The sequence below is a fragment of the Clostridium sp. MCC345 genome, from assembly GCF_018785345.1.
Classification (GTDB): Bacteria; Bacillota; Clostridia; order Lachnospirales; family Anaerotignaceae; genus Anaerotignum_A; species Anaerotignum_A faecicola.
The window spans coordinates 224,741-236,750 of the sequence record NZ_WQPP01000003.1 but is presented as its reverse complement, the minus strand read 5'-3'; the positions used below and the strand labels follow the sequence as shown (position 1 = coordinate 236,750).

Here is a 12,010-nt window from a genome sequence, read left to right as displayed (position 1 = left end):
TCTTCTTTCAGTCTTGTAGCTTCACCAACAAGTTCCAGACCTACGTTCTGAACCTTGCCGTATCTCTGTTCCATTACTACGAAAATACCTTTACTCATTGTAGGGTTTCCTCCTTATATTTCTAAATTTAGTATCCGATTCTTCGTCTAAATAAATTAGATGATGAACTTAGCTTCCAGTTTGTCCATGATAGCTTTAACAGCTTCGTCTGCAGACAGACCTTCCAGAATTGTACCAGCGCCTTTAACTTCTTTAGTGAAGGACTGATATACGTTTGTGGGGGAACCCTTCAGACCGATCATATCCAGTTCCAGACCATCTTTCAGATCTTCGAAGCCCAGTACTTTGATTTCTTTTTCATAAGCTTCTACGATACCTCTTACGGACATGTATCTGGGTGTAGCCAGTTCAGCGATTGCTGTCAGCAGGCAAGGAGTTTTGATTTTGATGATGTGGTAACCATCTTCGAACTGTCTCTTAACTACTACGTGGTCAGCTGCTGCTTCAACAACTTCTTCAACGTAGGAAACCTGAGGCAGGTGCAGTTTTTCAGCAATCTGGGGACCAACCTGAGCTGTGTCACCGTCGATAGCCTGACGACCTGTGATGATCAGATCATAGCCGATTTTCTTCAGAGCTGCTGCGATGATGCCGGATGTAGCATATGTATCGGAACCACCAAATTCTCTAGCAGATACCAGATATGCTTCGTCACAACCCATAGCCAGTGCTTCTCTCAGAGCAACGTCTGCCTGAGGGGGGCCCATGGAAACAACTGTTACTGTGCCGCCCAGCTGTTCTTTCAGCTGCAGAGCTGCTTCGATACCTGTTTTGTCATCGTGGTTGATAATAGAAGGAACACCATCACGGATCAGTGTGCCTGTCTTAGGATCGATTTTAACTTCTACTGTATCGGGTACCTGTTTAATACATACAACGATTTTCATTATAGTTTGTTCTCCTTCCAAATTTTAGTAATAAGCTTTTTCAAAATGAACTCTTAACTCTCAAATCAAACCTTCATGGAGCCAGCAACGATCATTCTCATAGCTTCGTTTGTACCTTCGTAGATTTCTGTAATCTTAGCGTCTCTCATAGCTCTTTCTACGGGGTACTCACGGCAGTAACCGTAGCCACCGAACAGCTGTACAGCCATTCTTGTTACTTCGTTTGCAGTTTCGGAAGCAAACATTTTGCACATTGCAGCGTAAGGAGCGTAGTTGCCATGCAGATCCTTTTCTGTAGCTGCTCTCCATACCATCAGTCTAGCAGCATCTGTCTTTGTCTGCATTTCAGCCAGTTTGAACTGTGTGTTCTGGTATTTGCCGATGGGTTTGCCACCCTGTTTTCTTTCCTTAACATATTTCAGTGTTTCGTCAATAGCGCCCTGAGCGATACCTACGGACTGAGCACCGATACCGATACGACCGCCGCCCAGTGCTGTCATAGCGATCTTGTAGCCCTGGCCTTCTTTGCCCAGCAGGTTTTCAGCGGGAACCTTAACGTTTTCATAAATAACTTCGCAGTTGGATGCTGCTCTGATACCCATACGTTCGATGTTGGGACCAACGGACAGACCTTCAAATTCTCTTTCTACGATGAAAGCAGACATACCTTTAGGGCCTTTGGATTTATCTGTCAGAGCGAATACGATGAATGTATCAGCGAAACCGGAGTTTGTTGTGAACATCTTTGTACCGTTCAGAACATAGTACTTGCCGTCTTCTGTCTTGTCAGCTGTTGTCTTAACGCCTGCAGCATCTGTACCAGCGCCGGGCTCTGTCAGACCGAAGCAGCCGATTTTGGAACCATCAACCAGAGGTCTCAGATATTTCTGTTTCTGTTCTTCTGTACCAAACTCATTGATGCAAGGGCAGCAAAGAGATGTATGTACGGACAGTGTAATACCTGTGGAAGCATCTACTTTAGACATTTCTTCCATGCACAGTGTGTATGTCAGAACGTCTGCACCCTGGCCGCCGTATTCTCTGCTGTAAGGAATACCAAAAGCACCGATTTTCTGCAGTTTCTGAAGCAGTTCTCTATCGTAATCTTCTGCTTCGTCCATGTCTTTAGCGATTGGTTTAATTTCTGTTTCAGCAAATTTTCTGAACAACTCTTGCTGAAGCATCTGAGTTTTTGTTAATTTGAAATCCATTCTAATATTCCTCCTATTTTTTAAAAATTTTGAAACATCCGCGATGAGGCCACATCGTGGTATTTCATTAAAAAACAACCTACTTCCTTACGACGCTGCCGTATGGACGCAGTTTATCAGCTTCTCATTTCTACTTACGCATTTCAATAAGAAGCTATAATGCCTCCACAATGAATATACCATTTTTGTTTAAAATTTGTCAACATCTTTGTCGATAAATATTACATAAAAAACGGCTGCGTTTGTTGGTAATACCGACATATTTTCCACTGTCGGCGAATGGAAAAAAACCTACAAAAAAACAGACCGAAAATCTCCTGCCGGATCGCTATTCCCACAGGAAATTCTTCCCACATTTCGTCTGTTTGCCTTTTTGTGAAAGAGCAATCTCCTTCGCCGCCAGCTCCTGCGGCATACAGTGTAATTTTGTATACAATATATCTCTTTTCAAAAAGGGATTCTGACGCTGTTTGTGCGTATTTCTCCGTTTTTTTGCCTATCTCTACTTTACACCATTGTCTTTTCTCTGTCAATATATTTCGCATGAAAACTATTTTCTCTACGTTTTAATTGTCAGACATCTACTCGTAATATTATACAATAAAAACTGCATCTTTTTCTGTTTTATGTCTCCTTTTGGAAGTTCACACCTTCCTTTTTCACGTTTTCATTCTCTATGAGATAATTTTTCGCAAAAAGAATCTCTTTCCGCGAAGTTCGTAAACAGAGCTTCTGCTGTCTCTCTCATATCAACCATTTTTCCGCATAAACATAATATAAAAAAGAGAGCATCCTTACGGATACTCTCTTGATGAATCAATATTCTGATTTCGTCGAAATTACTCAATGATTTCTACTACGGAACCAGCGCCTACTGTTCTACCACCTTCACGGATAGCGAATCTCAGACCCTGAGCCATAGCTACGGGTGTGATCAGTTCGATTGTCATTTCAACGTTGTCGCCAGGCATGCACATTTCTGTACCTTCGGGCAGGCTGATAACGCCTGTTACGTCTGTTGTTCTGAAGTAGAACTGAGGTCTGTAGTTGTTGAAGAAAGGAGTATGACGGCCACCTTCTTCTTTGGACAGAACGTAAACCTGAGCTTTGAATTTTGTATGAGGTGTGATGGAACCGGGTTTAGCCAGAACCTGACCTCTTTCGATTTCATTTCTCTGAACGCCTCTCAGCAGAACACCGATGTTGTCACCAGCTTCAGCCTGATCCAGCAGCTTACGGAACATTTCAACGCCTGTTACAACTACTTTTCTGATTTCGTCTGTCAGACCAACGATTTCAACTTCATCCTGTACTTTAACTACGCCGGATTCTACTCTACCTGTAGCTACTGTACCACGACCTGTGATGGAGAATACGTCTTCGACGGGCATCAGGAAAGGTTTGTCTGTTGCACGTTCGGGTGTAGGAATGTAATCTTCGATAGCTTCGAACAGTTCCAGAATCTTGTCGCCCCAAGGACCGTTGGGATCCTGCAGAGCCTGGTATGCGGAACCTCTGATGATGGGAATATCATCACCGGGGAATTCATATTCGTTCAGCAGTTCTCTGATTTCCATTTCAACCAGATCCAGCAGTTCTTCGTCTTCAACCATGTCGCATTTGTTCATGAATACAACAATGTAAGGAACGCCTACCTGTCTGGACAGCAGGATGTGTTCTCTTGTCTGAGCCATAGGACCGTCTGTTGCAGCTACTACCAGGATAGCACCATCCATCTGAGCAGCACCTGTGATCATGTTTTTAACATAGTCAGCATGGCCGGGGCAGTCAACGTGAGCGTAGTGTCTGTTGGGTGTTTCATATTCAACGTGAGCTGTGGAAATTGTGATACCACGTTCTCTTTCTTCGGGAGCCTTATCGATGTTTTCGAAATCTACAGCTTCACCGATATGGTATCTTTCGTGCAGTGTCTTTGTGATTGCTGCAGTCAGAGTTGTTTTACCATGGTCAACGTGACCGATAGTACCAATATTCATATGAGGTTTGGTTCTTTCAAATTTTACCTTTGCCATTTTAAAATATCCTCCTTGTAAAATTGTGGAATCTTAATTTATGAGTTTGACACACTTTAAAATACAGCGCATCCATCAACTCTAATTATATTAGAATTCTTATCTTTTTGCAATACCAAAAATCCAATTAAACGCAGTATTTTTGGCATTTCATTTCTGTTTTTCCGTCGAAAAATTACTTTCTGCCTTCCAGTACTTTTTCCTGAACAGATTTGGGGCAGGGTTCGTAATGGTCAACTTCCATTACATAGTTACCACGGCCCTGTGTTCTGGAACGCAGGTCTGTGGAATAACCGAACATTTCAGCCAGAGGAACGAAGGAGTGAATTACCTGTGCGTTGCTTCTTGCTTCCATACCTTCGATACGACCACGTCTGGAGTTGATATCGCCGATAACGTCGCCCATATAATCCTCAGGTACTGTTACAGTTACCTTCATGATGGGTTCAAGCAGAACTGCGTCACCCTTTCTCATAGCTTCCTTGAAAGCCATGGAACCGGCAATCTGGTAAGCGGATTCGGAGGAGTCAACATCATGGTAGGAACCATCGTAAACTTCTGCCTTAACGCCCAGTACGGGATAGCCGCCCAAGATACCGCTCTGCATAGCCTGCTGGATACCTTTATCGATAGCGGGGATGTATTCCTTAGGAATAGAACCGCCGACTGTCGCATTTACGAATTCGTAGTTGTTTTCCGCATCTGTGGGAATAGGATAGAAACGTACTTTACAGTGACCATACTGACCACGACCACCGGACTGACGTACGAATTTACCTTCTACGTCAACTGCCTTACGGAATGTTTCCTTATAAGCAACCTGAGGTGCGCCTACGTTTGCTTCTACCTTGAATTCTCTCAGCAGACGGTCAACGATGATTTCCAGATGCAGCTCACCCATACCGGAGATGATTGTGTCGCCTGTCTCCTGGTCTGTGTAGGTCTTGAAGGTGGGATCTTCTTCTGCCAGCTTTGCCAGAGCGATGCCCATTTTGTCACGGCCTGCTTTTGTCTTGGGTTCGATTGCAACGGAGATAACGGGTTCGGGGAATACCATGGATTCCAGAATAACTTCGTGATCTTCGTTACAGATTGTGTCACCTGTTGTGGAAATCTTGAAGCCTACTGCTGCCGCAATATCACCAGAGTAAACTCTGTCGATTTCTTCTCTGTGGTTTGCGTGCATCTGCAGGATACGGCCAACACGTTCCTTCTTGCCACCCTTTGTGGAGTTGTAAACGTATGTGCCGGAGTCCAGTGTACCGGAGTACACACGGAAGAACGCCAGCTTACCAACGAAGGGGTCATTCATTACTTTGAATACCAGAGCAGAGAAGGGCTCTTCGTCGGATGCGTGTCTTTCTGTTTCTTCGCCTGTTGCAGGGTCAATACCCTTGATTGCGGGAATGTCTGTAGGTGCGGGCATATATTCAACAACGCCGTCCAGCAGCTTCTGAACACCTTTGTTTCTGTATGCGGAACCACACATTACGGGCATCAGTTCGCAGGCGATACATGCCTTACGCAGTGCTGTTTTCAGTTCTGCTTCTGTGATTTCTTCTTCAGCAAAGAATTTTTCCATCAGCGCATCATCTGTTTCAGCGATTGCTTCGATCATGACCTGTCTGTATTCTTCAGCCTGTTCTACATATTCTGCGGGAATTTCTTCTTCGTCTACTTCTGTACCTGTTGCGTTTTCATAGAAGTAAGCTTTCATCTTCATCAGGTCGATGATGCCCTTGAAATCACTTTCTGCACCGATAGGCAGAGTTACAGCTACGGGATGGCAGCCCAGTCTGTCTACGATGGATTTCATGGAACCGAAGAAGTCTGCACCCATGATATCCATTTTGTTTACGAAAATCATACGGGGTACATTATAGTTGTCAGCCTGTCTCCAAACTGTTTCTGTCTGAGGTTCAACACCGCCCTTTGCGTCCAGTACGCAAACAGCGCCATCCAGTACACGCAGAGAACGTTCTACTTCAACTGTGAAGTCAACGTGTCCGGGTGTGTCGATGATGTTGATTCTGTTGTCGTTCCAATGACATGTTGTCGCAGCGGATGTGATAGTGATACCTCTTTCCTGCTCCTGCTCCATCCAGTCCATTGTTGCTGTACCTTCGTGTGTATCGCCGATTTTATAGTTGCGGCCTGTATAGAACAGAATACGTTCTGTCAGAGTTGTCTTACCCGCGTCAATGTGCGCCATAATACCAATGTTTCTGGTTCTTTCCAGAGGGTATTCTCTGTTTGCCACTGTGGGATCCTCCTTTTTGTAATCATAATCAGGTTTATGGAAAGACTATGAAATAGCCTTTCCATATTTCCCAAATTCCATTCGTTTTTCTCTAAAAACCAACTGCCCTGCGGCAGCCTTCTGTAAGGCAAAGCCTCACAAAAACGGTAATTCTTACCATTTGAAGTGGGAGAAAGCTTTGTTTGCTTCTGCCATCTTGTGCATTTCGTCTTTTCTCTTGCAAGCGCCGCCTGCATTGTTCAGTGCGTCCAGAATTTCGCCTGCCAGACGGTCAACCATTGTCTTTTCGCCGCGTTTTCTGGAATACAGTGTGATCCATCTCAGACCCAGTGTCTGTCTTCTTTCAGGTCTGATTTCCATGGGTACCTGGTAGGTTGCACCGCCGACACGGCGAGCCTTAACCTCCAGTACAGGCATGATGTTGCCCAGAGCTTCTTCAAAAACTTCCAGAGCTTCTCTACCTGTTTTTTCTGCTACTTTATCGAATGCACCGTAAACGATCTTTTCCGCTACACCCTTTTTACCGTCCAGCATGATGCTGTTGATGAGCTTTGTCACCAGCTTGCTGTTGTAAATAGGATCGGCCAAGACCTCTCTTTTTGCTACATGTCCTTTTCTAGGCACGATTCTTCCCTCCTTGATGAATAAATGCTATTCTCGGTACTTCACGGGGATGCTTCCCTCGTGTTTTCATGCCTTATCCTCTTTCAACGTATATCTCGTCTAAGCAATCGCAGATTGTATTGATTGATATAAGGCATTTCTACTAATAGATTTGTCTTTGTCTGAAATTGTTCCTCTAAGAAATTCTAAAAAAATTACTTCTTAGCAGCTTTAGGACGCTTTGCGCCGTATTTGGAACGAGCCTGCATTCTGTTTGCAACGCCGGCTGTATCCAGTGTACCTCTGACAATGTGGTAACGTACACCGGGAAGGTCTTTTACTCTACCGCCTCTGATCAGAACAACGGAGTGTTCCTGCAGGTTGTGGCCTTCACCGGGGATATATGCTGTAACTTCGATACCGTTGGACAGACGAACTCTGGCAATCTTTCTCAGCGCAGAGTTAGGCTTCTTAGGTGTGGAAGTTTTTACCGCTGTACATACGCCTCTCTTCTGGGGAGAAGATACGTCTGTAGCTTTCTTCTGCAGGGAGTTCAAACCTTTCTGCAGAGCGGGTGCTGTAGATTTTTTCTCAACAGTTTTTCTGCCTTTTCTTACTAACTGGTTAAACGTAGGCATTAACTGCACCTCCTTATAAAAATAATACATCTGCTAAATTGCAATAATTCTGATTTTGTTTCCGTTTTACGGACTCGCTTAGAAAAGCCCCTAAAATCGGACACTAGAAAATTTTATCATTGCCAACAACAAAAGTCAAGGATTTTCTTTGGAAATTCAGCTTTTTTCCGCACTTTTTCCCATTCCCGCACCCTCTGCCTTTGTAAACGCATTTCGGCAAAGAGAAAGCCCTCTGCTTTTCACAGAGAGCGTGCCTTATTTTCGAAAATCCTTTCTGATGTTGTCCCGCAGCTCCGTCAGGCTCTGCACCGGTTCATCCACAAGCTCCGTCAGCACCTCATCCAATGCCTTTTCTTTTTCTTTGTCTTTTTCTTCTTTGCATTTCCTGCGCCAGCGTATCAGAATAAAGCAGGTCAGAATCCCTGCCACAATAAGCAGGAGCAAAATCTCCATAAGAACGGATGCTTTCATCGGCTGTTTCATCCATAAATCCAGATACCAATCCATACGCTTCTCCTCCTTATCGCTTTTCATAAAAGAACTGTTTTCTTATCCTTATTTTATCATATTTCCCCCTGTACCCAAAGCGTTATTTCCTATTTCATTTCTTTCCATACAAAAAGGGTACTGCTTCGCAGTACCCCTCTTTTTCTTAAATCATTTCGTCTTCATCAATATATACGGTTTCCTCCGCAGGTGCTTCTGTTTCTTCCTCAGCCCCCTCGGGAACGATTTCGATATTTCTGTATCTTGTCATACCCGTACCGGCAGGAATCAGCTTACCGATGATAACGTTTTCCTTCAGACCGATCAGCGGATCAATCTTACCCTTGATTGCTGCTTCTGTCAGCACACGGGTTGTTTCCTGGAAGGATGCGGCAGACAGGAAGGAATCTGTTGCCAGGGAAGCCTTTGTGATACCAAGAAGAACTCTCGTACCCTTCGCAGGCTCTTTGCCCTCTGCTTCCAGTGTAGCGTTTGTATTTTCAAAGGTCAGCCAGTCAACCAGAGAGCCGGGCAGGAATTCTGTATCCCCGTTTTCCTCGATTTTTACTCGCTTCAGCATCTGACGTACAATAACCTCGATATGCTTATCGCTGATTTCTACACCCTGCAGGCGGTAAACTCTCTGTACCTCCTGAATCATGTAGTCCTGTACGCCTCTCAGACCCTTGATTTTCAGAATATCGTGAGGGTTTACGCTACCTTCGGTGATTTCGTCACCGGCTTCGATTAAATCACCGTCATAAACCTTAATTCTGGAGCCGTAAGGAATCAGATAATCCTTTGTTTCTCCTGTTTCGGGGTTTGTGATGATAACCTCACGCTTTTTCTTTGTATCGTTCAGTGTCACGCGTCCGCCGAATTCCGCAATGATAGCCAGACCCTTAGGCTTTCTTGCTTCAAACAATTCCTCGACACGGGGAAGACCCTGTGTGATATCGTTACCTGCGATACCGCCTGTATGGAACGTACGCATGGTCAGCTGTGTGCCGGGTTCACCGATGGACTGCGCCGCAATAATACCTACAGATTCGCCAATGCGTACATATCTGCCGGATGCCATGTTTGCGCCGTAGCACTTCGCACAGATACCAACCTCGGAACGGCAGGTCAGAACGGTTCTGATCCAAACCTTCTTAATGCCGGCTTTTTCCACTGCCTCCGCCTGATCTACGGTAATCATAGTATCCGCAGGAACAATGATTTCGCCTGTTTCGGGATGGATGATATCGTAAGCAGACCATCTGCCGCGGATACGATCCTGCAAGCCTTCAATGACTTCGTTGCCGTCCATGAATGCAGAAATTTCCATGCAGGGTGTTTCAATATTTCTGCCATCGCAGCAATCCCATTCTCTTACGATGATATCCTGAGATACGTCTACCAGACGACGTGTCAGATAACCGGAGTCGGCTGTTTTCAGCGCAGTATCAGTCAGACCTTTACGCGCACCGTGCGCGGAAATGAAGTATTCCAGTACGGACAGACCTTCACGGAAGTTTGCCTTGATGGGCAGCTCGATGATACCGCCGTTAGGGGATGCCATCAGACCACGCATACCTGCCAGCTGTTTGATCTGTCTGTTGGAACCACGGGCACCGGAGTTCGCCATCATATAAATGTTGTTATATTTCCCCAGACCTGCCAGCAGTGCTGCCGTAATCTTATCATCGGCAATGTTCCATGCCTCGATAACCTTCTGGTGACGTTCCTCGTCCGTCATCAGACCACGTCTGAATTTCTTTGTAATCATATCAACCTTGGATTCTGCTTCCTCCAGATATTCTGCCTTTTCCTTAGGAATTTCCATATCGGAAACAGATACGGTCATTGCCGCTCTTGTGGAGAATTTATAACCCAGAGATTTGATTTTATCCAGTACGGATGCTGTTTCTGTTGCACCGCAGCGGTTGATGCACTTATTGATAACCTTACCGATTGCCTTCTTATCTACCAGGAAGCTGATTTCGTAATCGAATTTTGTTTCCTCGTTTGTTCTGTCAACGTAGCCCAGATTCTGAGGAATTGCCTCATTAAAGATAATACGGCCAACGGTTGTCTGTACCATTCTTGTTTCGGGTACGCCGTCAAATTCCAGCGTTCTTCTTACTCGGATGATTTCCTGCAGGCTTACCTCGTGGTTATCGTATGCCAGTATTGCTTCCTTTTCATCCTTGAAGGGACGAATCATCAAATCGCCTGCTTTTTTGATTACATTGCCTTCCGCATCCAGAATATCCTCTGTGTATCTCTGGTTCAGATCGTCTCTTTCCAGAGTCAGGTAATACATACCCAGAATCATATCCTGAGAGGGTACGGTTACAGGCGCACCATCGGAGGGCTTCAGCAGGTTATTGGGAGAAAGCAGCAGGAATCTGCATTCTGCCTGTGCTTCTACGCTCAGAGGAACGTGAACCGCCATCTGGTCACCGTCGAAGTCGGCGTTAAATGCGGTACATACCAGAGGATGCAGCTTAATCGCACGGCCTTCTACCAGAACGGGTTCAAATGCCTGAATCCCCAGTCTGTGCAGTGTCGGCGCACGGTTCAGCATAACGGGATGCTCTCTGATAACCTCCTCCAGAATATCCCAAACCTCTGTCTGCAATCTTTCTACCATTCTCTTAGCGGATTTGATGTTGTGAGCCAAGCCATCCTCTACCAGCTTCTTCATTACAAAGGGCTTAAACAGCTCGATTGCCATTTCCTTCGGCAGACCGCACTGATAGATTTTCAATTCGGGACCTACAACGATAACGGAACGGCCGGAGTAGTCAACACGTTTGCCCAGCAAGTTCTGACGGAAACGGCCCTGTTTGCCCTTCAGCATATCAGAAAGAGATTTCAGCGCACGGTTGCCGGGGCCCGTTACGGGACGACCGCGGCGACCATTATCAATCAGTGCGTCAACTGCTTCCTGCAGCATTCTCTTTTCGTTTCTTACAATAATATCGGGTGCGCCCAGATCCAGCAGTCTTTTCAGACGGTTGTTTCTGTTGATAACCCTTCTGTACAGGTCATTCAGGTCACTTGTTGCGAAACGGCCGCCGTCCAGCTGTACCATAGGACGAATTTCGGGCGGAATTACCGGAATCGCATCCAGAATCATCCATTCGGGCTTATTGCCGGAAAGACGGAAGCTTTCGATTACCTCCAGCTTCTTGATAATACGCACGCGCTTCTGCCCTGTGGTGTCCTGCAGCTGTGCCTTCAGCTCTACGGATTCCTTTTCCAGATCAATGTCCTGCAAAAGCTTCTTAATCGCTTCTGCGCCCATTGCCGCCTCAAAGGTATTGCCGTATTTATCATAAGCCTCTCTGTATTCTCTTTCTGTCAGAAGCTGTTTGTACTGCAATTCTGTATCCCCTGCATCCAGTACAATGTAGGATGCAAAGTACAGAACCTTTTCCAATGCTCTGGGGCTCATGGAAAGGATCAGACCCATTCTGGAGGGAATCCCCTTGAAATACCAGATATGGGAAACGGGAGCGGCCAGCTCAATATGGCCCATTCTCTCACGTCTTACCTTTGCTTTTGTTACCTCAACGCCGCAGCGGTCGCAGACAACGCCTTTGTAACGGATTCTTTTATATTTACCACAATGACATTCCCAGTCTTTTGTGGGCCCGAAAATTCTTTCGCAGAACAGACCGTCCTTTTCAGGTTTCAGTGTTCTATAGTTAATGGTTTCAGGTTTTTTGACTTCACCTCTGGACCATTCATGGATTTTTTCGGGAGATGCCAAACCAATCTTGATGGAATCAAACACGATTCCCTGATCTGTATTCTGTGTGCTCATGGGTTTGTTCTCCTT

At 45.4% G+C, this 12,010-nt stretch carries 8 protein-coding genes; all 8 read right to left on the bottom strand.

Annotation, left to right across the window (positions count from 1 at the left end; all coding sequences use genetic code 11):
* Positions 1-155: 155 nt before the first annotated feature.
* Positions 156-947, bottom strand: a complete 792-nt coding sequence (locus GPK49_RS01185) for an electron transfer flavoprotein subunit beta/FixA family protein (RefSeq protein ID WP_016407013.1) — start codon at positions 945-947, stop codon at positions 156-158.
* A 65-nt stretch (positions 948-1,012) separates the two neighbouring features.
* Positions 1,013-2,158: an acyl-CoA dehydrogenase family protein gene (locus GPK49_RS01180; RefSeq protein WP_016407012.1), complete on the bottom strand. Its 1,146-nt coding sequence runs from the start codon at positions 2,156-2,158 to the stop codon at positions 1,013-1,015.
* Positions 2,159-2,997: 839 nt separating this feature from the next.
* Positions 2,998-4,191, bottom strand: a complete 1,194-nt coding sequence (tuf, locus tag GPK49_RS01175; RefSeq protein WP_215676504.1) for an elongation factor Tu — start codon at positions 4,189-4,191, stop codon at positions 2,998-3,000.
* 175 nt (positions 4,192-4,366) lie between these two features.
* The gene (gene fusA, locus GPK49_RS01170) at positions 4,367-6,451 is read right to left on the bottom strand and encodes an elongation factor G (protein ID WP_215676503.1); all 2,085 of its coding nucleotides are present in this window, start codon (positions 6,449-6,451) and stop codon (positions 4,367-4,369) included.
* A gap of 153 nt (positions 6,452-6,604) precedes the next feature.
* Positions 6,605-7,075 (bottom strand): 30S ribosomal protein S7, encoded by a 471-nt coding sequence (gene rpsG, locus GPK49_RS01165; protein ID WP_016407009.1) that lies wholly within the window; start codon positions 7,073-7,075, stop codon positions 6,605-6,607.
* A 194-nt stretch (positions 7,076-7,269) separates the two neighbouring features.
* Complete coding sequence (rpsL, locus tag GPK49_RS01160; protein ID WP_016407008.1) at positions 7,270-7,692, bottom strand: 30S ribosomal protein S12; 423 nt, start codon at positions 7,690-7,692, stop codon at positions 7,270-7,272.
* Between the two features lie 255 nt (positions 7,693-7,947).
* Complete coding sequence (locus tag GPK49_RS01155) at positions 7,948-8,199, bottom strand: hypothetical protein (RefSeq protein WP_215676502.1); 252 nt, start codon at positions 8,197-8,199, stop codon at positions 7,948-7,950.
* A gap of 145 nt (positions 8,200-8,344) precedes the next feature.
* Complete coding sequence (gene rpoC / locus GPK49_RS01150; protein ID WP_215676501.1) at positions 8,345-11,995, bottom strand: DNA-directed RNA polymerase subunit beta'; 3,651 nt, start codon at positions 11,993-11,995, stop codon at positions 8,345-8,347.
* Between the last annotated feature and the right edge of the window lie 15 nt (positions 11,996-12,010).